The 21,179-nt window shown below is 71.9% G+C and carries 21 protein-coding genes; 17 read left to right on the top strand and 4 right to left on the bottom strand.

Annotation, left to right across the window (positions count from 1 at the left end; all coding sequences use genetic code 11):
* Positions 1-10 precede the first annotated feature (10 nt).
* From ACE3TA_RS17570 to ACE3TA_RS17525, 10 genes are all read left to right on the top strand, one after another.
* On the top strand, positions 11-301 hold the full coding sequence (locus ACE3TA_RS17570) for a hypothetical protein (RefSeq protein ID WP_374575611.1): 291 nt from the start codon (positions 11-13) through the stop codon (positions 299-301).
* A gap of 107 nt (positions 302-408) precedes the next feature.
* Positions 409-1,635, top strand: a complete 1,227-nt coding sequence (locus tag ACE3TA_RS17565) for a CpaE family protein (protein WP_374575610.1) — start codon at positions 409-411, stop codon at positions 1,633-1,635.
* 5 nt (positions 1,636-1,640) lie between these two features.
* Positions 1,641-2,975 carry a CpaF family protein gene (locus tag ACE3TA_RS17560; protein WP_374575609.1) on the top strand — a complete coding sequence of 445 codons (1,335 nt, stop codon included), beginning with the start codon at positions 1,641-1,643 and terminating at the stop codon, positions 2,973-2,975.
* Positions 2,976-2,977: 2 nt separating this feature from the next.
* Positions 2,978-3,973 (top strand): type II secretion system F family protein, encoded by a 996-nt coding sequence (locus ACE3TA_RS17555; RefSeq protein WP_374575608.1) that lies wholly within the window; start codon positions 2,978-2,980, stop codon positions 3,971-3,973.
* A 9-nt stretch (positions 3,974-3,982) separates the two neighbouring features.
* On the top strand, positions 3,983-4,930 hold the full coding sequence (locus tag ACE3TA_RS17550) for a type II secretion system F family protein (RefSeq protein ID WP_374575607.1): 948 nt from the start codon (positions 3,983-3,985) through the stop codon (positions 4,928-4,930).
* A gap of 11 nt (positions 4,931-4,941) precedes the next feature.
* On the top strand, positions 4,942-5,826 hold the full coding sequence (locus ACE3TA_RS17545) for a LytR C-terminal domain-containing protein (RefSeq protein ID WP_374575606.1): 885 nt from the start codon (positions 4,942-4,944) through the stop codon (positions 5,824-5,826).
* Positions 5,823-6,689: a hypothetical protein gene (locus tag ACE3TA_RS17540; RefSeq protein ID WP_374575605.1), complete on the top strand. Its 867-nt coding sequence runs from the start codon at positions 5,823-5,825 to the stop codon at positions 6,687-6,689. Before ACE3TA_RS17545 ends, ACE3TA_RS17540 begins: the two co-directional genes overlap by 4 nt.
* The gene (locus tag ACE3TA_RS17535; protein WP_374575604.1) at positions 6,676-7,179 is read left to right on the top strand and encodes a prepilin peptidase; all 504 of its coding nucleotides are present in this window, start codon (positions 6,676-6,678) and stop codon (positions 7,177-7,179) included. The genes ACE3TA_RS17540 and ACE3TA_RS17535 overlap by 14 nt, the downstream gene beginning before the upstream one ends.
* A 94-nt stretch (positions 7,180-7,273) precedes the next feature.
* Positions 7,274-8,416: a glycosyltransferase family 2 protein gene (locus ACE3TA_RS17530; RefSeq protein ID WP_374575603.1), complete on the top strand. Its 1,143-nt coding sequence runs from the start codon at positions 7,274-7,276 to the stop codon at positions 8,414-8,416.
* A complete protein-coding gene (locus tag ACE3TA_RS17525) occupies positions 8,416-9,927 on the top strand; it encodes an ArnT family glycosyltransferase (protein ID WP_374575602.1) in 1,512 nt (503 codons plus the stop codon). Before ACE3TA_RS17530 ends, ACE3TA_RS17525 begins: the two co-directional genes overlap by 1 nt.
* A gap of 4 nt (positions 9,928-9,931) precedes the next feature.
* Here the strand turns inward: ACE3TA_RS17525 and radC are convergent, their stop codons facing one another.
* Entirely contained in the window at positions 9,932-10,642 is a 711-nt protein-coding gene (radC, locus tag ACE3TA_RS17520) for a DNA repair protein RadC (protein WP_374575946.1), read from the bottom strand.
* 110 nt (positions 10,643-10,752) lie between these two features.
* On the opposite strand from radC, the gene ACE3TA_RS17515 reads away from it, so the two are divergent.
* Entirely contained in the window at positions 10,753-11,292 is a 540-nt protein-coding gene (locus ACE3TA_RS17515) for a DUF1697 domain-containing protein (RefSeq protein ID WP_374575601.1), read from the top strand.
* Between the two features lie 6 nt (positions 11,293-11,298).
* On the opposite strand, the gene ACE3TA_RS17510 is transcribed toward ACE3TA_RS17515, so the two are convergent.
* A complete protein-coding gene (locus ACE3TA_RS17510) occupies positions 11,299-12,789 on the bottom strand; it encodes a succinate CoA transferase (protein WP_374575600.1) in 1,491 nt (496 codons plus the stop codon).
* Positions 12,790-12,978: 189 nt separating this feature from the next.
* Here ACE3TA_RS17510 and ACE3TA_RS17505 point away from each other — a divergent pair, with 189 nt between their 5' ends.
* Positions 12,979-13,890 (top strand): LysR family transcriptional regulator, encoded by a 912-nt coding sequence (locus ACE3TA_RS17505; protein ID WP_374575599.1) that lies wholly within the window; start codon positions 12,979-12,981, stop codon positions 13,888-13,890.
* Here ACE3TA_RS17505 and map read toward each other — a convergent pair.
* Together map and sfsA are read right to left on the bottom strand one after the other, a co-directional pair.
* Positions 13,877-14,701, bottom strand: coding sequence for a type I methionyl aminopeptidase (gene map, locus ACE3TA_RS17500; protein WP_374575598.1), 825 nt, complete (start codon positions 14,699-14,701; stop codon positions 13,877-13,879). The genes ACE3TA_RS17505 and map overlap by 14 nt on opposite strands.
* 3 nt (positions 14,702-14,704) lie before the next feature.
* Complete coding sequence (gene sfsA / locus ACE3TA_RS17495) at positions 14,705-15,424, bottom strand: DNA/RNA nuclease SfsA (RefSeq protein ID WP_374575597.1); 720 nt, start codon at positions 15,422-15,424, stop codon at positions 14,705-14,707.
* Positions 15,425-15,479: 55 nt separating this feature from the next.
* On the opposite strand from sfsA, the gene ACE3TA_RS17490 reads away from it, so the two are divergent.
* The 5 genes from ACE3TA_RS17490 to ACE3TA_RS17470 all read left to right on the top strand — a co-directional run bounded on the left by ACE3TA_RS17490 (position 15,480) and on the right by ACE3TA_RS17470 (position 21,173).
* Entirely contained in the window at positions 15,480-16,241 is a 762-nt protein-coding gene (locus tag ACE3TA_RS17490) for a competence/damage-inducible protein A (protein WP_374575596.1), read from the top strand.
* Positions 16,238-17,938, top strand: coding sequence for a gamma-glutamyltransferase family protein (locus ACE3TA_RS17485; RefSeq protein ID WP_374575595.1), 1,701 nt, complete (start codon positions 16,238-16,240; stop codon positions 17,936-17,938). The genes ACE3TA_RS17490 and ACE3TA_RS17485 overlap by 4 nt, the downstream gene beginning before the upstream one ends.
* Positions 17,939-18,085: 147 nt before the next feature.
* Entirely contained in the window at positions 18,086-19,387 is a 1,302-nt protein-coding gene (locus ACE3TA_RS17480) for a glycosyltransferase family 4 protein (protein ID WP_374575594.1), read from the top strand.
* A complete protein-coding gene (locus ACE3TA_RS17475) occupies positions 19,381-20,115 on the top strand; it encodes a class I SAM-dependent methyltransferase (protein WP_374575593.1) in 735 nt (244 codons plus the stop codon). The genes ACE3TA_RS17480 and ACE3TA_RS17475 overlap by 7 nt, the downstream gene beginning before the upstream one ends.
* Complete coding sequence (locus tag ACE3TA_RS17470) at positions 20,112-21,173, top strand: hypothetical protein (RefSeq protein WP_374575592.1); 1,062 nt, start codon at positions 20,112-20,114, stop codon at positions 21,171-21,173. Before ACE3TA_RS17475 ends, ACE3TA_RS17470 begins: the two co-directional genes overlap by 4 nt.
* The last annotated feature ends 6 nt before the right edge of the window (positions 21,174-21,179 follow it).

Here is a 21,179-nt window from a genome sequence, read left to right as displayed (position 1 = left end):
GAAGCCCGCCATGATCATTCGCACGGCCCTCCTCGTCGCCGGCGTCGCCGGCCTTGGCCTGAGCGGGTGCGTGACCGCGCCCGAGCACCTCACCAGCGATTTCGGCGTGGCGCTGCGCCAGGACCTGGCCGCCCAGATCGCCGATCCCGACGCGCGCTACACGGGCGATCCCGCGCCGGGCTCGGACGGCGCGCGCGTGGGGCTGGCGCAGGACCGCTACGCCAAGGGCAAGGTCGTCGCGCCCACGTCCGGCGGCGCGTCGGGCGTGAGCCTGGAGTCCGGATCGACGACGAGCAAGTAGCATGCGAGCCACCGCCATCCCCCCGTCCTTGGCCGCCGATTTGCACGTCGAGACCGCGTCCGGCCGATCCTTTCGGTTTTGGGGCGCCTGACGTGGCGGCAGCGGAAATGACGGACCTACCTAGGAAATTCGAGAGCGCGGCGACGGACGTCGAGCGCGCGCGGGGCCCCACGCCGGGCCGGACCGTCGGCGTGGTGGAAGGCGCCATCGGCGGCGACGAGCGCTTCGCCTCCCTGGCGGCGCTGTTCCCCAACGTGGAGTTCAAGTCGGTCAGCGCGGCCTGGCCGCAGAGGCTGCCGGCGCTGGACGTGCTGATCGTCGCGGCCTCGGCGGCCTCGTCCGGCCAGATCGAGACGCTGGTCGAGCGGCTGCGGCTCTCCTCGCGCAGCCTGCAGATCGTCGTCGCCCTGCAGGACGCCGACGTGATGACCACCCGCCTCCTGGTGCGCGAGGGGGCGGCCGACGTGCTGCCCGCGCCGCTCAGCGAGGCCGCGCTCGCCCTGTGCCTGGAGCGGCTGCTCAGCGGGCCGGCGCCGGTCGAACGGCGGCGAAGCGGCGAGGTCGTCGCCTTCCTCAAGGCCGGCGGCGGCGTGGGGGCCACCTCGCTCGCCGTGCAAGCCGCCGCGCAGCTCGCGGGAAGGACGGCCGGCCAGGTTTGCGTGGCCGACCTCGACGTGCAGTTCGGCGCGGCCGCGCTCTATCTGGACCTGCAGGACGCGGTCACCGTCGCCGATTGCCTGAGCGCCGGGCCCGGCCTGGCCGAGACCCCCTTCGCCACGGCGCTCGCGACCCATCGGTCGGGCGCGCGGCTGCTGGCCGCGCCGCGCGAGCTCCTGCCGCTGGAGACCCTGGACCCGGCGCAGGCCGACGCCCTGATCTCTGGCCTGCGGCGGGACTTCGCGCTCACGCTCGTCGACCTTCCGTCGGTCTGGACCGCGTGGACCAACCAGGTGCTGAGCCAGGCCGACCGCATCGTCCTGGTGACCACCCTGACGGTGCCGCACGTCCAGCTCGTCAAGCGTCAGCTCAGCATCCTGGCCTCCCAGCAACTGGACGGGAAGCCGCTGATCCTGGCCTGCAACGGCCTCAGCGGCGAACAGACCGCGACGCTGCCGGTCAAGACCGCCGAGCGCGCCCTGGGGCGCGCGTTCGACGTGGTGCTGCCGGAGGATCGGCGCGCGATGCTGGGCGCCATCAACGAGGGCCTGGAGCTGAGCCAGGTCCGGCGCGGCACCAAGCTGGAGAAGGCGATCGGCGAGCTGGCCGACCGCCTGGCGGCCACGTCCGCCGCGCCCGCCGCCGCGCCCGCGTCCGCACTGCGGCTGTGGAGATAGGGCCGATGTTGTGGCGCCCGGCCGAGACCCCGCCGCCCACCGCCGCGCCGGCCGGCGCGACCCCGATCGAGGGCGCCACGGCCCTGAAGGTGCGCATCCACCAGCGGCTGATCGAGCTGCTGAACCTCAGCCTGCTGGACAAGACCCCGCGCGAGCAGCTTCGCCTGGAGATCCGTGGCGCGGTCAGCGCCCTGCTGGCCGACGAGAAGCGGATCCTGAGCCTCAGCCAAACCGACCGGCTGATCGAGGACGTGCTGGACGAACTGCTCGGCCTCGGCCCGCTTGAGCCGCTGCTCAAGGACGAGTCGATCAACGACATCCTCATCAACACCCACACCACGGTCTATGTGGAGCGCGACGGCATCCTCGAGCACACCGACGTGCAGTTCCAGGACGCCCGCCACCTGATCCGCATCATCAACAAGATCGTCGCGGCGGTGGGGCGGCGGGTGGACGAATCCCAGCCGATGGTCGACGCGCGCCTGGCGGACGGCAGCCGCGTCAACGCCATCATCCCGCCGCTGGCGGTGGACGGCCCGCTGGTCTCGATCCGCAAGTTCGCCCGCACGCCGATCCACATGAGCCGCCTGGTCGAGCTGGGCAGCATCACCGCCGAGATGGCCGACCTGATGCGCGGCATGGTCCGTGCCAAGCGCAACATCCTGATCTCCGGCGGCACCGGGTCTGGCAAGACCACCCTGCTGAACGCGCTGTCGGCCTACATCGACGATCACGAGCGGATCGTCACGATCGAGGACTCCGCCGAACTGCAGCTTCAGCAGAGCCACGTGGGCCGCCTGGAGACGCGTCCCGCCAACATCGAGGGCAAGGGCGAGGTCACCCAGCGCGACCTGGTGCGCAACGCCCTGCGCATGCGGCCCGACCGCATCATCGTGGGCGAAGTGCGCGCCGGCGAGGCGTTCGACATGCTGCAGGCGATGAACACGGGCCACGAAGGCTCGATGACCACCGTCCACGCCAACTCCCCGCGCGACGCCATCGCGCGGGTGGAACAGATGATCGGCATGGCGGGCCTGGACATCGCCCCCCGCTCGATCCGCCAGCAGATCGCCTCGGCCATCAACATCGTGGTGCAGGTCGAGCGCATGGACGACGGCCGACGCCGGGTGGTCTCCATCTCCGAGGTCGTCGGCATGGAGGAGGACGTCATCTCCCTGCAGGAGGTGTTCCGCTTCCGCCGCCACGGGCGCACGGCCCAGGGCGGGGTGATGGGCGAATTCGAGACGACGGGCGTGCGCCCGCGCTTCCTGGAGGTCTTGGCCGCCCGCGGCATCGAGCTTCCGCAGATGACCTTCGCGGCGGGACGCCGGTTGGGGTAGCCATGCCGACCTCGCTCGCCCCCATCGTCTATGTGCTGGCGTTCGTCGCGGTGGTGGTGCTCGCCCAGGCCGCCGCCGGCGTGCTCTTCCGCGCGCGGGACCGCGGCCGGCGGGTCAATCGCCGGCTGACGATGCTCGAGGCGGGGATCAGCCGCGAGCAGGTCTACGCCTCGCTCGTCCGCCAGCCGGTGAAGCCGAGGTTCGGCGGCGACCGGCTCGTGGCCCTGCACGACTCGGTCGCGGCCTATCTGGGCCAGGCCGGGCTGGCCATGACGCCGGCCCAGCTCGCGGGCGTGGCCGCCGCCGGGGCGGTGGCGCTCTGGCTGCTCGGCCTCACCATGGCCCAGGCCGGCGCCACGCACGGCGTGATCCTGAACGGCCTGATGTCGGCGATCGGCGCCTGCTCGATCTCCGCGGTGGCGACGTGGCTCTGGCTGCGCCGGCTGCGCAATGCGCGGATCCGCAAGGTCGAGGAGCAACTGCCGCTAGCGCTGGACATCATCAACCGCGCCCTGCGCGCCGGCCATCCCGTGGTCTCGGCGGTGCAGCTCGCCTCCGACGAGCTGGGCGATCCCCTGGGCTCGGAGTTCGGGCTGATCGTCGACGAAACGACCTATGGGATCGAGTTCAAGGAGGCGCTGGCCAACTTCGCCCGCCGCACGGGCTCGGGCGACGCGCACTTCTTCGCCGTGGGCGTGAGCGTCCAGTCGGAGACGGGCGGCAACCTGGCGGAGATCCTCGAGGGGCTGGCCGGCGTCATGCGCGGCCGCGCGACCTTGGCCAAGCGCGTGCGCTCGGTCTCGAGCGAGGGAAGGGCCTCGGCCATCCTGCTCAGCGTACTGCCGGTCCTGATGGTCGGGTTTCAGCTTCTGATCCATCCGAGCGTCTACTCGGACAAGTTCTCGGATCCGATCTTCTGGCCGGTCGTCGTCCTGACGCTGCTCATCTACGGCGTCGGCTGGGTGATGATCTACCGCATCATCAACTTCAAGTACTAGGGGGCGCGGATGACCTCGACGATCAACGCGCTGATCCAGGTGCTGACCTTCTTCATCGTCTTCACCGCCACGCTCATGGCCACGCGGGCGTTCGGCTCCTACCTCGCCGTGCGCCGCCGCCTGGGCGACGGCTCGGCGGTCGCCAGGACGCCGGCCTCCGCCTCGGTGCTCAAGCGCGAGACGGTGGACAACCGCTTCCTGCGGTGGGTGCAGGAGGCGACCTCGCTCAACCAGGGCGACGACGCCTCCAAGCTCAAGCGCGACCTGTCGCTGGCCGGCTTCAACCAGGCCGCCGCGCCGGTCTGGTACGTGATCATCCGCTTCTCCCTGGCGATCGGTCTGCCCATCCTGCTGATCTTCGGCTCGGCGCTGGCCGGCCGGCCCCTGACCGGACTGGGCGCGGTCGTCCTGCCGCTCATGCTGTGCGGCTTGGGCCTGGTGGTCCCGCGCGCCGTCATCGACCGGCGCGCCTCTGACCGCCGGTCCGACCTGGAGCATGAGTTCCCTGACGCGCTGGACCTGCTGGTCGTCTGCGTCGAGGCGGGCCTCGGCCTGGAGGGCGCGTTCGTGCGCGTCGGCGAGGAGGTGCGCGAATCCCATCCGCGGGTCTCCGAGGAATTCCGCCGTCTCTCCGAGGAGATCGGCGCCGGACGCGGACGCAGCGACGCCCTGCGCGCCCTGGCCGACCGTGTCGACGTCGACGCGGTGAAGTCGTTTGTCGCCCTGCTGATCCAGACCGACGCGCTGGGCGTCAGCATCGGCCAGAGCCTTCGCACCTACGCCGCCGAGATGCGCGAGACGCGCTTCATGAAGGCCGAGGAGAAGGCGATGCGCATCCCCGTCCTCATGACCTTGCCGCTGGTGGCCTGCTTCATGCCGGTGATCGTCGTGGCGCTGCTGCTTCCGGCCGCGATCGACGTGATCCGCATCCTGATGCCGGCCCTGGTGGGGCGCTAGGGGGAAGCGCGATGAACAGCCGCTCCATGATGCTGACCGCGACGGCCGGCCTCGTCCTGACCGTCGGCCTTGGCGGGTGCGCCTTCCTGCCGAAGGTCGCGCATTGGGCGCGCGTGACGCCCGTGCACGCGGCCGACGACGCCAAGGCCGGGACGGTCGACGGCTACTACGCCGACGCGGCCGCCGCGATCGAACGGCGCGACTACGCCCGGGCGCTCGAAGCCCTGCAACTGGCCCGCGGCCAGGCGCCCGACGACGTTCGCGTGCTCAACGCCTTCGGCGTGGTCTACGACAAGCTCGGCCGGTTCGACCTCAGCGCCCGCTACTACCGGATGGCTGCGGCGCTGCAGCCGGACTCGCCGGTGATCGAGGCGAACCGGACATATTCGGCCGAGTTGCGGCAGCGCGCCCAGGCGCCGGTGCTGCTGGCCGCCGCCTCGCCGCCGAAGGCTTCGCCGGCCAGTCCAGCCGAGGTCGCGCCCGCCAGGGCCGCGCCGGCGCAGACGGCCGCGCCGGGCGTCATCCGGCTCGCCTACGCCTCGCCGCAGCAGGCCGTGCGGCGGCTGCCGCTGCTGACCGGCCATCCGCTGCGCATCGCCGACGCGACCGGCCGCGCGGGGGCGGGCGAGCCCGTCCGCGCCGAACTCGCCCGGCTGGGGTGGTCGGCGCAGAAGGCCGCCCTGACCAAGGCCTCGCCCGCCGAGGCCTCGACAATCACCTTTGCATCGCAAGACCAGGGCACGGCCCAGGCCCTCGCGCGGACGCTTCCGTCGAAGGTGGCGATGGTCGAGTGCGCCGCGCCCTGCGCCGGCGTCCGCCTGACCTTGGGGCGCGATGCATTGAGCTGGCGCGCCGCGCCGTGGTCGCCGGCCGCCGCCAAGGGAGGCTCGTCATGAAACGCCTGGGAGCTCTGTTGCTTGTCCTGACCCTCGCCGCCGCTCCGCAATGGGCCGCGGCGCGCGCGCCCGCGCCCGACATGGCCGAGCGGGCGGTCGTCGAAATCCGGCGGGCGATCAACGAGGAGCGGCTGCTCGACGCCGCCCGGATGCTCGACGAGGCGAGCCTCGGCGGCATGAAGGATCCCCGCCTGAACCTGCTGGGCGGCGAGCTCAACCTCGCGCGGGGCCGCTACAACGCCGCGCTGGCCGACTACCAGGCCGCCGAGCAGACCGCTTCGACCCACGCCCAGGCGCTGGAGGGGCAGGGGCTGGCGCTAGCGCTGGCCGGCCGCTCCGGCGAGGCCGTGCCGGTGCTGCAGCGCGCCGTGGCCGAGGACCCGAACGCCTGGCGCGCCTGGAACGCCCTGGGCGCGGAATACGACGGCCTGGCCAAGTGGGACGAGGCGGACGACGCCTACGCCCACGCCATCGACGCGTCGGGCGGCGCGGCCCAGGCGCTCAACAACCGCGGCTATTCGCGGCTGCTGCGCCACCAGCGCGACGCGGCGGTGGCCGATTTCGTCGCCGCGCTCGCCAAGCGGCCCGACCTGGCCGAGGCGCGCACGAACCTGCGCCTGGCGCTCGCCATGGGCGGCGACTACAGGCGCGCGACGGCCGGCGGGGTGAACGCCGAGACCGCCGCCAACCTGAACAACGCCGGCTTCGCCGCGGGCATGCGTGGCGACTACGCGGCCGCCGAGGATCTGCTCGAGCAGGCGATGGCGACCAAGGGCGAGTACTACGACCGCGCTTCGGCCAACCTGGAGATCGTCCGCGCCCTCGCCGCGCGGGCCGGGGACGACGGCCATGTCGTTCCCTGAGGCCGCCCAGGTCGTCACCGCCGCGCTGCTGACCGGCGTGCTCGGATGGGCGGCGCTGAGCGACGTGCGCACGCGGCGCATCCCGAACTTGGCCGTGATCCTGGTGCTGGCGCTATTTCCGCTGTGGGCCATCGCTGGCGGCGCGGTCAGCCTGCCGGGCGCGCTCGGCGCGGGTGCGCTGGCCTTCGCCGTCGGCTTCGGGCTTTACGCCTTCGGCGTCGTCGGCGCCGGGGACGCCAAGCTCTTCGCCGCCGTGGCGCTCTTCGCCGGCATCACCCACCTGGGCGCCTTCGCCCTGGCGACGGTGCTGGTCGGCGGCGTGATGGCGGTGGTCTCCCTGATCATGCGTCCGCGCTGGACCCTGATGGCGCTCCTGTCCGGCGCGCGGCTTAGCTCCGAGCAGGGCATCCCCTACGGCGTCGCCATCAGCCTCGGCGGCGCGGGCGCGGTCTGGGCGCTCAGCCTGAACCTGCCGCCCTTCGTCGGCTGACGCCTTTCCGCGGGCTCCGCAATTTTCTTTTGAGGGGCCCGACGGGCCGCGTCGTCATTGCTCTGAAGGGCCGGCGTGCGGCCCGGAGAGCCGCATGTCGACGCCTGCTGGTGAAAGAACAGAAGACCAAGTCCAAGCCTGGAGCGCGGCGCGGCCAGGGCCCGAACTGACCATCGTCGTCCCCACCTTCAACGAGCGCGGCAACGTCGAGACTCTGGTGGATCGGCTGCGCACGGTGCTGGCCGGCGTCGAGTGGCAGCTCATCTTCGTCGACGACGATTCCCCCGACGGAACCGCCGAGGCGGTCAAGGCGATCGCCGCCGAGGACGTGCGCATCCAGTGCCTGCGCCGGGTGTCGCGGCGCGGTCTGGCCGGCGCGGTGATCGAGGGCGCCCTGGCCAGCTCGGCCCCCTTCGTCGCCGTGATGGACGGGGACCTGCAGCACGACGAGGCGCTCCTGCCGCTGATGCTGGGCATCCTGCGCGAGGGCCGCACCGACGTGGTGGTGGGCAGCCGCTACGTGGGCGGCGCCAGCGCGGTGATCGTGGGCCTGGACGGGCGCCGCCGCCAGTGGGGAAGCCGCCTGGCCGTCTGGCTCGGAAGGCGGGCGCTGTCGGTGGAGCTTTCCGACCCGATGAGCGGCTTTTTCATGCTGCGCCGCGAGCTGGTGGACGGGGTGGCCAAGCGCCTGTCGACCGACGGCTTCAAGGTGCTGCTGGACATCGTCGCCAGCCAGGACACGCCGCCCAGGTGCCTGGAGCTGCCCTATGAGTTCCGCGCCCGCACCGCCGGCGTCAGCAAGCTCGACAGCGGGGTCGTGGCCCAATACCTCGGCCTGATCGCCTCCAAGCTCAGCCACGACCTGATCTCGCCGCGGATGCTGATGTTCGGCCTGGTCGGCGCCAGCGGCGTGGCGATCCACCTGACGCTGCTCAAGACCCTGCTGGGCCTGAACGCCGCCTTCGCCCTGGCCCAGTTCGGCGGGGCGGCGGGGGCGATGACCTCGAACTACCTGATCAACAACGCGGTGACCTATCGCGACCGCCGCAAGCGCGGCTGGCGGCTCCTGACCGGCTACCTGCGGTTCTGCCTGCTGTGCTCCATGGGCCTGGCGGCGAACGTGGCGGTGGCCGACGTGATGCACCAGACCGCCGTGGCCTGGTGGTTCGCCGGCGCCAGCGGGGCGGTGGTCGGCGCGGCCTGGAACTATCTGACCACCTCGATCGCCGTCTGGTGATGGCCTGGACTTCGTCTCCGAGGGCGAGGCTCTGGCTGTTCGTCGCCCTGGCGACGCTCGTGCGGGTTCTGGCCGCCCGCTGGACCCACCTGACCGAGGACGAGGCCTACTACCGGCTCTGGGCCCAGCATCTGGCGTTCGGCTACTACGACCATCCGCCGATGATCGCCTGGTGGATCCGCGCGGGGATCGGGCTGGCGGGCGACAATCCGCTGGGCGTGCGCCTGGCGCCGATCCTGGCCACGGCGCTCGAGGGGCTGCTGATCGCCGACATCGTCAAGGCGTTCGGCGGGAGCGATCAGGCGGGGCTGCGCGCGGCGGTCTGGCTCAACGCGACGATCACCGTGGGCGTCGGCGGCATGCTGGCCGTGCCGGACGCGCCGGGCGTGCTCTTCTGGCTCGTCACCCTGTGGGCGCTGCGCCGCGCCCAGCTCGGCGCGCCGGCCTGGTGGCTGGCGGCCGGGGCGGCGGCGGGGCTTGCGGTGCTGTCCAAGTACTCCGGCCTCTTCCTCGGCGCGGGCGTGTTCCTCTGGCTGGTCGCCGACGCCGAGCGCCGGGCGCTGTTGAAGACGCGCTGGCCCTGGCTGGCCCTGGCCGCGGCCGCGGCGGTCGTGGCTCCGAACGTGATCTGGAACGCGGGCCATCACTGGGTGACGCTCGCCAAGCAGTTCGGGCGGGTGACCAGCGGCCATTTCTCGCCGGGCCACGTGGCCGAGCTCCTGGTGGCCCAGACCTTCCTCCTGAACCCGATGGTGGCGAGCTATGCGGCGCGCGGGCTCGCCATGCCCTGGCGCGCCTCCACCGCCGCACGGCGCGCGGACCTGGCGCTGCCGGTGCTGATGATCGCGCCGTTCGCCGGCTATCTGTTGCTGCACGGGCTGCATGCGTCGGTCCAGGGCCACTGGCCCGCGCCGATGTTCGGCCCGCTGGTGGTCTGCGCGGCCTTCGCCGCGGAGGAATGGCCTGGCGGCGCCGGCGCGCGGCTGTGGCGGCTGGCGGGCGCGTGGCTGGGCCTGCTGCTGTCGGTCGCGGTGCTCTGGTACATGACCCAGATGCATTCGCCGGCGTTCGGCGCGTTCGATCCGATCCTGGCGCTGCGCGGCTGGCGCGAGTTCAGCCTCCAGGTCGAGGCCGAGCGGCGCAAGACGGGCGCCGAATGGGTCGGCACGGTCAGCTACGGCACGCTCGCCGAGCTGCAGAGCGAACGGCTGATCGACGCGCCGGTGGCGCAGATCTTCGAGCGCGAGCGCTACGCCTTCGAACCCAAGCCCCCGGCCGGGCTCGATCGGCCCGGGCTGGTGGTCGACCTGGCGCGGCGGCTAAAGCCCGACCGGCTGGAGAGCTGCTTCGCCAGCGTGACCTATGTGGCGGCGTTCGACCGGGGCCTGCCGTCGGGGCCGGCGGCGCGCTACGCGGCCTACCTCGTCTCCGGGCCGAAGGTGGACGTGGCGCGGCAGGGCTGCCCGGAAAGCCGCGAGCGCCTGCACCGCCGTTTCCAGTCCGGCGGATAGGCCGCTACATCAGCCCCAGCGCCTTGAAGCTGGCGGTTCCGTCGCGGCCGACCACCAGGTGGTCGTGCACGGCGATGCGCAGCGGCCGGCCGGCCTCGACGATCTGGCGGGTCATGTCCACGTCGGCCGACGATGGCGTCGGATCGCCGCTGGGATGGTTATGGACCAGGATGATCGCGCTGGCCGACAGCTCCAGCGCCCGGCGCATCACCTCGCGCGGATAGACCGGCGCATGGTCGACGGTGCCGTGGTTCATCACCTCGTCGGCGATGAGCTGGTTCTTCTTGTCGAGGAAGAGCACGCGGAATTGTTCGCGCGGCTCGTGCGCCATGGCGGTCTTCACATAGGCCAGGAGCTGGGACCAGGAGGTGATCACCGCACGCTTGCCCACGGCCTCGCGGCCGACACGCAAGGCCGCCTCATGCGCCAGCTTCAGGTCCAGCGCCGCGGCCTCGCCCACGCCCTTCACCGATTTCAGCTCCGCCGGCGAGGCGCCCAGCACCGCGCCCACCGAGCCGAAGCGGGCGAGCAGCGCCTTGGCCAGCGGCTTGACGTCGCCGCGCGGAATGGCGCGGAACAGGTAGAGCTCCAGGAGTTCATAGTCGGGCAGGGCGGAAAGGCCGCCCTCGGCCGCCCGCTGGCGCAGGCGATCGCGGTGGCCCAGATAGTGCGGCTTATCCCGCCGCTTCGGCCGGGCCGCGGGCGCGCCCCACAGGGCCGAAAGGTCGGAAACTTCGCCGATGTCGGTCACGGCCTTGCCTCGCGCGATCCGGGGATGGCATAGATGTTCCCCATGTGTTCCGGTTTGGCAAGGTGGAAATCCCGATGAGCGCGCGCATCGCCCTGTTCCGGGCGGTCAATGTCGGCGGAAGCGGCAAGGTGGCGATGAGCGACCTGAAGGCGCTGTTCGATGACCTGGGGCTCGGCCCGGCGGCGACGCTGCAGGCGGCCGGCAGCGTGGTGTTCCACGGCCAGGGCGAGGAGGCCGACCTGGAGGCGCGGCTGGAGGCCGAGGCCGCCGCCCGGCTTGGCCTGAAGAGCGCGGTCTTCGTGCGCGGGCCCGAGGAGTGGCGGGCGGTAATCGCGGCCAACCCGTTCGCCGAGGCCGCGCGGGACGAGCCCAGCCGGCTGATGGTCATGCCGCTGAAGGCGCCGGCCGATCCGGCCGGGCCGGCGGCGCTGGAGGCCGCGGGCCAGGCGGGCGAGCGCGTGGCCGCGACCGGCCGCTCGGCCTACATCCACTTTCCGCAGGGCGCGGGGACCTCGAAGCTCACCCCGCGCCTGATCGAGGCCCGGCTCGGCGCACCCGGCACCGCCCGCAACTGGAACACCGTCCTGAAGCTGATGGCGATGCTGGGCGGCTGACCGGCCTCAGGCGCAGAGCGCTTCCTGCTCGGGCGCCATGTCGCCCAGGCGGGCGGCCCGCTCGTGCCAGGCGAAGGCCTCGTCCAGCAGGTGGGGCGTGTGGCCGCCGCGGCGCACGGCCCGGCGGTAGTAGTCGCGCGCCATGTCGCGGAAGCGCGGGTGGACGCAGTTCTCGATGATCAGCGGCGCGCGCTCGCGCGGGGCGCGCCCGCGCAGGTCCGCCAGGCCGAATTCGGTGACCAGCACGTCCACGTCCTGGGTGGGATGGTCCACGTGGCTGGCCATGGGCACGATGGCCGACAGCGCCCCGCCCTTGGCCGCCGCGCGGCAGACGAACACCGACAGGCGCGCGTTGCGCGCGAAGTCGCCGGAGCCGCCGACGCCGTTGAACATCATCGAGCCGTTCACGTGCGTGGAGTTGACCGCGCCGTAGATGTCCGCCTCCAGGGCGGTGTTGATGGCGATCACGCCGAGGCGACGGATGATCTCCGGGTGGTTGGAGATCTCCTGCGGGCGCAGCACCACGCGGTCGCGGTAGCGCTCGAAATTCTCCAGGGCGTCGCGCCGCGAGCCCAGGGTGATCGACGAGCCCGAAGCGCAGCGTAGCCGGCCGGAATCGAACAGGTCGAAAGTGCTGTCCTGCAGCACCTCGCTGTACATGGTCAGGTTGTCGAAGGGCCCGTCGGCGAAGCCGCCGAGCACGGCGTTGGCCACCGCGCCGATGCCGGCCTGCACCGGCGCCAGGCTCTCGTCCAGCCGGCCCTTGGCGATCTCGCTGGCCAGGAATTCCAGGAGCAGGCCGGCGATCTGGCCGGTCTCGCCCTCGGCGCCGGCGACCGGCGCGGGGGCGTCGGGCCGGTCGGTGACGACCACGGCCTTCACCTTGGAAAGGTCGAGCGGGATGGCGGTCTTGCCGATGCGGTCGGCCGGGGCGTGCACGCCGATCGGCGCGCGGCTCCCCCAGGGGCCGGGATCGTAGATGTCGTGCACGCCGATCAGCGCGTCGGGCTGGGCGCGGTTGAGTTCGATGATCACCGTCTCGGCGCGGTCGAGGAACAGCGGGGTGTTGCCGACCGAGGTGGTGGGCGTCACGCCCTCCTCGGTGACGGCCAGGGCCTCGACGATGGCCACGTTCGGCGCGGGCAGGTGGCCGGCGCGGATAGCCTCCGCGGTCTCGGACAGATGCTGGTCGAGATAGAGCACGTCGCCGCGATTGATCGCGCCGCGAAGCTGCGGGTCGGCCTGGAAGGGATAGCGGCGCTCGAGCACGCCGGCGTCGGCCAGCACCCCGTCGGCGCCGTAGCCCAGCGAGGCGCCCGTGCCCAGGCTGATGGAGAAGGGTTCGGCTTCGGCCCGCCGGGCCAGGGCCTCGGGCAGGGCCTTGGCGTCGCCGGCCCGGGTGAAGCCGCTCATGCCCACGCGAGCGCCGTCGGCCACCAGGGTCGCCGCCTCGTCGGCGGACATGACCATGTTTTTGAGCGTTGGAGTCAGTTTCATCCTTGGCGTCCTCGTTCCCTGTCGGGGGCCGTCCGCCATAGGCGCGCGGCGGCCCGCTCGCGGCCCACTATCGAGGCTGGTGACGCGGCGACAAGCCGACCGACCGGAAAGCACTGTTTCAAATTCGGCAAAGATGGGCGATAATGGGCGCATAAAGTTTGTCGGTGTTGTCAGAATTGTGGTGAACGAATGGATCGCCTGGAGGCGATGGCGGCGTTCGTGGCGGTGGTGGAGAGCGGCGGCTTCACGGCCGCGGCCCGGCGCGTGGACACGCCGGTCTCCTCGATCAGCCGCAAGGTGGCCGCCCTGGAGGCGCAGCTTTCGACCCGGCTCTTGAACCGCAACACGCGGGGGCTGTCGTTGACCGCCGCCGGGGGCGCCTATCTGGAGCATTGCCGGCGCGTGCTCGCCGAGGTGGCCGAGGCCGAGGCCGCGCTGCGCCGCGACTCCGGCGAGGTGGCCGGCGTGCTGCGGGTCACCGCGCCGGCGATCCTGGGACGCATGGCCGTGTCGGGGCTGGCGGGCCGTCTCCTGGCCGAGCATCCGCTGCTGGAGGTGGAGCTGTCGCTGTCCGACCGGTTCGTCGACCTGGTCGCCGAGGGGTTCGACGTGGCCGTGCGCACGGGCGAGCTGGAGCCGTCCAGCCTGATCGCGCGCAAGCTGGGCGAGTTCCGCCGGATCCTATGCTGTTCGCCGGGGTTCCTGGCGGCCAACGGGCCGATCGACAGCGCCGCCGAGATCGACCCGCGCCAGTGCCTGGTGTTCACGCGCATCGCCAGCCAGGGCCGCTGGCGGCTGCAGGACGCCGACGGCGGCGAGGTGGTGATCGATGCGGCCGGCCGGCTGCGCGGCGACAACGCCGACAGCCTCTATGGAGCGGCGCTGGCGGGGGCGGGGATCATCCTGGCGCCGGAGTGGCAGGTGCGCGACGACCTGGCGGCGGGCCGGCTGGTGCACCTGGCGTCGCGCCTGGCCTCGGCGCCGACGCCGATCCATGCGGTGTTCGCCAACGCCAAGCTCCTGTCGCCGCCGGTGCGCGTGTTCGTCGACGCCGCGGCGGCCTGGTTCGCGCGGGAGGGCGGGGCGCCTAGCCGGCGATGACCGGCGGCTTGAAGAGGCCCGCGGGCGAGGCGGTGAAGATCTCGGCGCCGGTCGCGGTGACGCCGATGGAGTGCTCGCACTGGGCCGACAGCGACTTGTCGCGGGTGACCGCGGTCCAGCCGTCGGAGAGCACCTTCACGGCGTACTTGCCCAGGTTCACCATCGGCTCGATGGTGAAGAACATGCCTTCGCGCAGCACCTCGCCGGTTCCCTTCTGGCCGAAGTGCAGGATGTTGGGCGCGTCGTGGAACACCTTGCCCAGGCCGTGGCCGCAGAAGTCGCGCACCACCGAGCAGCGCTGGCTTTCCACATAGGATTGGATGGCGAAGCCGATGTCGCCGGTGGTCGCGCCGGGCTTCACCACCGCCAGGCCCCGCTCCAGCGCCTCATAGGTCACGTCGATCAGCCGGCGCGCGCGGGGCGCCACCGGGCCCACGCCGTACATGCGCGAGGTGTCGCCGTGCCAGCCGTCGAGGGTGACGGTCACGTCGATGTTGGCGATGTCGCCCTCGCGCAGCACCCGGTCGCCAGGGATGCCGTGGCAGACGATGTGGTTCGGCGAGATGCAGACGGTCTTGGTGTAGCCGCGATAGCCCAGGCAGGACGGCAGCGCGCCGTGGTCGAGGATGAATTCGCGGGCCAGCCGGTCGAGCTCGTCGGTGACGACGCCGGGAACCACGTGCGGCACGAGCATGTCCAGGCACTCGGCGGCCAGCTTGCCGGCGCGGCGCATGCCCTCGAAATCCTCGGGGCCGTGGATCTTGATCTGGCCGGTGCGGCCTTCGACTTCCAGCGTCAGGGCGTCGTTCATGCTCTACTCCGGACCCGCGTTCGCGCCGCGCCACGGGATGCGGCGAGCGATGCGGATCGATGTCTCGCTTATGTCGCAACCATAGCACAGAACTTCAACGCCCTGCGCGGCTGCGACCTTCAGCCCCGCCGCATAGGCCGGATCCAGGTCGGCGCAGGCGTCGAACAGGTCGCAATCAGTGCGCTGGACCACATAAAGCATCACCGCCCGCGCGCCCTTCTCGACCTCGGCCGTCAGCTCTCTCAGGTGCTTGAGCGAGCGCGCGGCCACGCAGTCGGGGAATTCGGCCAGCCCCGGCGTGCGCATCAGGTGGACATTCTTGATCTCCAGCCAGCAGGGCGCCCTGGCCTCGTCCTGCAAGAGAAAGTCGACGCGGCTGGCCTGGCCGTACTTCACCTCGCGGCGGATCGAGGCGTAGCCCGTGAGCTCGGGGATGGCGCCGGCGGCCAGCGCCTCGGCGGCCAGGCGGTTGGGGTGCATCGTGTTGATCCCGACGAGGCCGCCGTCGGCCTCCACTAGTTCCAGGGTGTAGGCGAGCTTGCGCTTGGGATCGGGCGACTTCGACAACCAGCAGGTCAGGCCGGGCGTGTTCAGGCCCAGCATCGCGCCCGGGTTCGGGCAGTGCGCGGTAAGCTCGCTGCCGTCGTCCAGAACCACGTCGGCCAGGAAGCGCTTGTAGCGTTGGATCAGGCGGCCGCGCACGAGCGGTTGCGGGAAGTCCATGGGGCGAGGTAGTCCGTCTGGCGAAAGCTGCACGATGTAGGGAAGGCGTTCGCGGATGGATAGGGCGGAAGGCGCGGTCAGGGCCGCGGTGCTGATCATCGGCGACGAGATCCTGTCGGGCCGCACCCAGGACACCAACCTGCGCGACATCGCCCTCTACCTGGGCGCCCACGGGGTGGACCTGGCCGAGGCGCGCACGGTGCCGGACGTGCAGGAGGAGATCGTGGCGGCGCTGAACGCGCTGCGCGGCCGCTACGACTATGTGATCACCACCGGCGGCATCGGCCCCACCCACGACGACATCACCGCCGACGCGGTGGCCGCCGCGTTCGACACCGAGCTCTATGAACACCCGGACATCCTGGCGATGATGACCGCCCGCTGGGGCGACGACATCAACCCCGCCCGCCGGCGCATGGCCCGCGTGCCGGTCGGCGGCGAGCTGGTGAAGAACCCGGTGCAGGGACCGCCCGGCTTCACCATCGGCAACGTCTTCGTGCTGGCCGGCGTGCCGCAGATCATGCGCGGCATGCTGGAGGACGTGGGCCACCGGCTGCGCCACGGCGCGGTGGTGGTGGCCCGCACGGTGCGGGTGGAAGGCTCCGGCGAGAGCGCCATCGCCGCCACCCTGGAGGGCGTGGCCAAGGCCCACCCGGCCATGTCGCTGGGCAGCTATCCCTTCTTCGAGGCCGGCGGCTACGGCTCCAACCTGGTGCTGCGGGGCCGCGACCCCGCCGAGGTGAACGCCACGGTCGACGAGCTGATCGTCGCCCTGCGCGGCGCCGGCGTGGAGAACGTCAGGGCGGTCGAGGGATGAGCGCGCCCGCCGGGCAGCTCGGATCGGGCGACCGCATCCTGGCCTCGCCGGTCCAGGTCCGCCCGGAGATCATCGCCAGGAACGGGGCGGCGGCCACCAGCCAGCCGCTGGCGACGCAGGCCGCCATCGAGGCGCTGAAGGCCGGCGCCAGCGCCATGGACGCGGCGATCACGGCCAACGCGGTGCTCGGGCTGGTGGAGCCCACCGGCGCGGGCCTGGGCGGCGATCTCTTCGCCATCGTCTGGGACCCGCGCACCCGCTCGCTGCACGGCTACAACGGCTCGGGCGCCTCGCCGCTGGGCCTGGACCTGGCGACCGTGCGCGGCCGCACCCGCAACGGCTTCATCCCGCAGTTCGGCGCGGTCTCGGTCTCCACGCCGGGGGCCGTCGACGGCTGGTTCGCCCTGCACGAGCGCTTCGGCCGCCGAACGATGGCGCAGAACCTCGCGCCGGCCATCGCCTACGCCCGCGAGGGCGCGCCGATCACGCCGCTGATCGCGGTCTATTGGGCTGAGTTCATGCGCGGCGCGCATGAGCTGCACGCCAGGGGGCGGCTGGAGGAGGTGGCGAACGCCGAGAAGACCTTCCTGGTGGATGGCCGCCCGCCCAGGGCCGGCCAGCTCTGGCGCAATCCGGACCTGGCCGACACCTATCAGGCCCTGGCCGAGGGCGGGCGCGAGGCGTTCTACGACGGGCCGATCGCCCGGGCGATCGACGGCTACATGAAGCGCATCGGCGGCTGGCTGAGCCTCCAGGACCTGGCCGCCCATCGCGGCGAGTGGGTGGAGCCGATCAGCGCCAGCTATCGCGGATACGACGTGTGGGAGCTGCCGCCCAACACCCAGGGCCTGGCCGCGATCGAGATGCTCAACGTGCTGGAGGGCTTCGACCTGAAGGCCATGGGCGCGGGCGGCGCCGACGCCCTGCACGTGATGATCGAGGCCAAGAAACTGGCCTACGCCGACCGCGCCAAGTTCTACGCCGACTTGCGGTTCGCCGACACGCCGGTCGAGGCGCTGATGTCCAAGGCCTACGCCGAGGCCCAGCGGGCCCGCATCCGCATGGACCGGGCCGACGAGGCGATGGAGCCGGGCGCGCCGCGCGGGCGGGCCGACACGGTCTACCTCACCGTCGCCGACCGCGACGGCATGATGGTCTCGCTGATCCAGTCGAACTACTTCGCCATGGGCTCGGGCCTGGTTCCCGACGGCCTGGGCTTCATGCTGCAGAACCGGGGCGCGCTGTTCTCGGTGGAGGAGGGCGCGGCCAACGTCTTCGCGCCGGGCAAGCGGCCGTTCCACACCATCATCCCCGGGTTCGTGACCAAGGACGGCGAGCCCTTCCTGTCGTTCGGCGTGATGGGCGGGGCGGTCCAGCCCCAGGGCCACGTGCAGATCCTGACCAACATCATCGACTTCGGCATGAACGTGCAGGCGGCCGGCGACGCCGCGCGCTGGCAGCACCACGGCTCGGGCACCCAGGACGATCCGCTGACCGCGCCGGGCGGGGCGGTGTCTTTCGAGAGCGGGATCGCGCCCGAGACGATCGCCGAGCTCGAGCGCCGCGGCCACAGGGTGATCCCCAGCCCGCCGCTGAAGGGCTACGGCGGCTATCAGGCGATCCTCTGGGACCGGGCCGAAGGCGTCTATCGCGCAGGCACCGAGATGCGCTTTGACGGCGCAGCGGCTGGATATTGAGCCCGAAACGTCAGGCGGCTCTGGCCGGGAAACCATATTTTGGCGTTGCATGCGCCAAATTGGTTCGCCTATGCCGTAGGTCGACACGCCCCTACAACGCTGCGCTGTCGCCCCTGTGCGTCAGTGGGCGACAGTGAAGGACGCCGGATGCTCGACACCCGCGTGAAGGATCAGCCGCGCCCGCAGCCGCCGCCCGAGCGGGCCGGCGAGCGGCCGCTGCGCATCGCCTTCCTGTCCTACCGGTCCGATCCCAAGGTGGGCGGCCAGGGCGTCTACCTGGCGCAGGCGGCCGACGCCCTGGCGCGGCGCGGCCACACGGTCGACGTGCTGTCGGGCCCGCCCTATCCGGAGCTGTCGCACCGGGTGCGGCTGATCCAGATCCCCTCGCTCGACCTCTACGCCCAGCCGCGCAACGGCCACACCGCCCTGCGCTGGCGCCACCTGCTCAGCCTGACCGACACCGCCGAGTTCTTCGGCCACCTGTCGGGCAAGTTCATGGAGCCGTGGAGCTTCGGGCGGCGGGCGGCGCGATACCTGAAGGATCACCTGGGCGACTACGACGTGGTGCTCGACAACCAGTCGCTGGCCGACGGCCTCCTGGAGATCGAGCGCGCCGGCCTGCCGGTGGTGGAGGTGGTGCACCATCCGATCCGCCGCGACCTGGAGCTGGCGCTGAAGGCCGAGCCGAAGTGGGGCATGCGCGCCCTGGTGCGGCGCTGGTACGGCTTCCTGAAGATGCAGGAGAAGGTCGCGCCCCGGCTGAAGGACGTGATCGTGGTCTCCCAGTCCAGCGGCCGCGATGTGGCCGAGTGCCTGGGCGTGGGCCAGGAGGCGCTCAACGTCATTCCGCTCGGGATCGACCAGACCGTCTTCAAGCCGCAGCCCGACATCCGGCGGCGGGAGAACCGCTTGCTCACCACCGCCAGCGCCGACGTGCCGCTGAAGGGGCTGTCGGTGCTGGTGCAGGCCTATTCGCGCCTCCTGATCCAGCGGCCGGACCTGGAGCTGGTGGTGATCGGCAAGCTGCGCGAGGGCCCGACCGCCGACCTCTTGCGCGTGCTCGACCTGACCGACCGGGTGCGGTTCATCAGCGACCTGACCCGCCAGCAGGTGGTCGAGGAATACGCCAAGGCCACCATCTGCGTGACGCCCTCGCTCTACGAAGGATTCGGCCTGCCGGCGGCGGAGGCCATGTGCTGCGCCTCGCCGGTGGTGGTGACCGACGGCGGCGCCTTGCCCGAGGTGGTGGGCGAGGCGGGCGTGGTCGTGAAGAAGGGCGACGTCGACGCCCTGGCCGACGCCATCGCCCAGCTCCTGGCCGACCGTCAGCGCCGCACCGAGCTGGCCGAGGCCGCGCGCCGCCGCGCCCGCGAAGCGTTCGACTGGGACCGCGCCGCCGCCGCCTACGAGGTCGTCCTGCGCCGGGCGATCGCGCGGGCCTCATGCTGACGGCCAGGCTCGAACGCCTGGGCCTGAAGCCTGGCGACTGGGTGCTGGACCTGGGCTGCGGCGAGGGCCGCCACTGCCACGGCGTGCACGTGATCGGCGGGATCAACGTGGTCGGGCTCGACCTGGACGAGCCCTCGCTGGCCAAGGCCAGAGCCGGCCTTTCCATGCTGACCAGGCCCGACGACGGGGCGGCCACCGCCTTCCTGAAGGGCGACGCCTATCGGCTGCCGTTCGCGGACGGGACCTTCGAGGCGGTGATCTGCTCGGAGGTCTTGGAGCACCTGGACCGCTACGGGGACGCGCTGGCGGAGATCCGCCGCGTGCTGGCGCCCGGCGGGCGCTTCGTGCCCACCGTGCCGCGGGCCTGGCCCGAACGGATCTGCTGGAACCTGGCCGACGGGCCCGGCGGCTACGCCGACCAGCCGGGCGGGCACGTGCGCATCTTCAGCGAGGCGCCGCTGGTGGACGAGATCTCCACGCTGGGCTTCCGCTACCACGGCAAGCACTACGCCCACGCGCTGCATTCGCCCTACTGGTGGCTGAAGTGCGCCTTCTGGCGCCGCCGCGACGATCATCCGCTGGTCAGGCTCTATCACCGGATGCTGGTTTGGGACCTTCTGCAGCGCCCGTGGTTGACGCGCGCGCTCGAGGCCGTGTGCGATCCCTTCATGGGCAAGAGCGTGGCCTTTTACTTCGAGAAGAGCGAAGCCGGGCAGGGCGCGGCGTGAGCGTCCTCACCCAGCGCCAGGGCCGCGCGGCGGATCTGAAGCCGCTGCGCGGCGCGGCCGACGTGATGCTCGCCGCCCAACGCGCCGACGGGGCGATCCCCTGGTTCGAGCACGGCCCCTGGGATCCCTGGAACCACGCCGAGTGCCTGATGGCGCTGGCGCTGATGGGCGAGGACGAGGCGGTCGAGCGCGGCTTCGAACACCTGGCCGAGAGCCAGCACCCCGACGGCTCGTGGCTGGGGGAGTACGGCAACGCCCTGCCGATGGCCGACCGGATGCGTCTGGCGCGCGAGCCGGCCCCGGCGTTCAAGGACACCAACTTCGCCGCCTATCCGGCCACCGCCCTGTGGCACGCCGTGCGCCTGGCGGGCGATACGTCCGCGGCCCGGCGCTACTGGCCGATGGTGCGCGCGGCGGTGGACTTCGTGCTCGGCCTGCAGCATCCGCAGGGCGACGTCTCCTGGTCGGCGGAAAGCCACCGCACCGAGGTGGACGACGCGCTGATGGCGGCCAACAGCTCGATCTACAAGAGCCTGGACTGCGCCCTGAAGCTGGCCGAACTGGTGGGCGATCCGCAGCCGGGGTGGGAGAGCGCCCAGCGCCGGCTGCGCCGCGCCATCCTGTGCGATCCCGAGCGCTTCGGCCGCGCGCGCGAGGGCGGTTCGGCCTTCGCCATGGACTGGTACTACCCGATGCTGGGCGGCGTGTTCTCGCCCGCCGCGGGGCTGGCGCGGCTGGAGACGCGCTGGCGGGTGTTCGTCCGGCCGGGGCTGGGCTGCCGCTGCGTCGACGACCAGCCCTGGGTGACGGTGGCCGAGAGCTGCGAGCTGGCCATGGCGCTGAAGGCCCTGGGCTCACGCCGGGCCGCCGCGGCCGTGCTCGATTGGCAGCTTCCCCACCGCGGCGCCGACGGCGCCTTCTGGATGGGCTACCAGTACGACGAGGAGATCTTCTGGCCTGAGGAGCGCCCCACCTGGACCCAGGCCGCGGCGATCCTGGCGCACGATGCGATCTTCGAGATCACGCCGGCCTGGGACGTGCTGGCCTCGTCCGACTGAACCGCG

Origin of the sequence: Phenylobacterium sp., assembly GCF_041916435.1 — a bacterium.
In the GTDB taxonomy this organism is placed as follows: Bacteria; Pseudomonadota; Alphaproteobacteria; order Caulobacterales; family Caulobacteraceae; genus Phenylobacterium.
The sequence above is the reverse complement of the archived record's forward strand: the minus strand, read 5'-3'. Positions and strand labels throughout refer to the sequence as shown.

Excerpts from the sequence above, each read along its gene's own strand:
- ACE3TA_RS17570 (WP_374575611.1), top strand. The coding sequence starts at position 11 with ATGATCATTCGCACGGCCCTCCTCGTCGCCGGCGTCGCCGGCCTTGGC.
- sfsA (WP_374575597.1), bottom strand. The coding sequence starts at position 15,424 with ATGGACTTCCCGCAACCGCTCGTGCGCGGCCGCCTGATCCAACGCTAC.
- ACE3TA_RS17480 (WP_374575594.1), top strand. The coding sequence starts at position 18,086 with ATGCTCGACACCCGCGTGAAGGATCAGCCGCGCCCGCAGCCGCCGCCC.
- ACE3TA_RS17565 (WP_374575610.1), top strand. The coding sequence starts at position 409 with ATGACGGACCTACCTAGGAAATTCGAGAGCGCGGCGACGGACGTCGAG.
- ACE3TA_RS17485 (WP_374575595.1), top strand. The coding sequence starts at position 16,238 with ATGAGCGCGCCCGCCGGGCAGCTCGGATCGGGCGACCGCATCCTGGCC.
- ACE3TA_RS17535 (WP_374575604.1), top strand. The coding sequence starts at position 6,676 with ATGTCGTTCCCTGAGGCCGCCCAGGTCGTCACCGCCGCGCTGCTGACC.
- ACE3TA_RS17550 (WP_374575607.1), top strand. The coding sequence starts at position 3,983 with ATGACCTCGACGATCAACGCGCTGATCCAGGTGCTGACCTTCTTCATC.
- ACE3TA_RS17515 (WP_374575601.1), top strand. The coding sequence starts at position 10,753 with ATGAGCGCGCGCATCGCCCTGTTCCGGGCGGTCAATGTCGGCGGAAGC.
- ACE3TA_RS17530 (WP_374575603.1), top strand. The coding sequence starts at position 7,274 with ATGTCGACGCCTGCTGGTGAAAGAACAGAAGACCAAGTCCAAGCCTGG.
- ACE3TA_RS17555 (WP_374575608.1), top strand. The coding sequence starts at position 2,978 with ATGCCGACCTCGCTCGCCCCCATCGTCTATGTGCTGGCGTTCGTCGCG.
- map (WP_374575598.1), bottom strand. The coding sequence starts at position 14,701 with ATGAACGACGCCCTGACGCTGGAAGTCGAAGGCCGCACCGGCCAGATC.
- ACE3TA_RS17545 (WP_374575606.1), top strand. The coding sequence starts at position 4,942 with ATGAACAGCCGCTCCATGATGCTGACCGCGACGGCCGGCCTCGTCCTG.
- ACE3TA_RS17525 (WP_374575602.1), top strand. The coding sequence starts at position 8,416 with ATGGCCTGGACTTCGTCTCCGAGGGCGAGGCTCTGGCTGTTCGTCGCC.
- ACE3TA_RS17490 (WP_374575596.1), top strand. The coding sequence starts at position 15,480 with ATGGATAGGGCGGAAGGCGCGGTCAGGGCCGCGGTGCTGATCATCGGC.
- ACE3TA_RS17505 (WP_374575599.1), top strand. The coding sequence starts at position 12,979 with ATGGATCGCCTGGAGGCGATGGCGGCGTTCGTGGCGGTGGTGGAGAGC.
- ACE3TA_RS17560 (WP_374575609.1), top strand. The coding sequence starts at position 1,641 with ATGTTGTGGCGCCCGGCCGAGACCCCGCCGCCCACCGCCGCGCCGGCC.
- ACE3TA_RS17475 (WP_374575593.1), top strand. The coding sequence starts at position 19,381 with ATGCTGACGGCCAGGCTCGAACGCCTGGGCCTGAAGCCTGGCGACTGG.
- ACE3TA_RS17510 (WP_374575600.1), bottom strand. The coding sequence starts at position 12,789 with ATGAAACTGACTCCAACGCTCAAAAACATGGTCATGTCCGCCGACGAG.
- ACE3TA_RS17540 (WP_374575605.1), top strand. The coding sequence starts at position 5,823 with ATGAAACGCCTGGGAGCTCTGTTGCTTGTCCTGACCCTCGCCGCCGCT.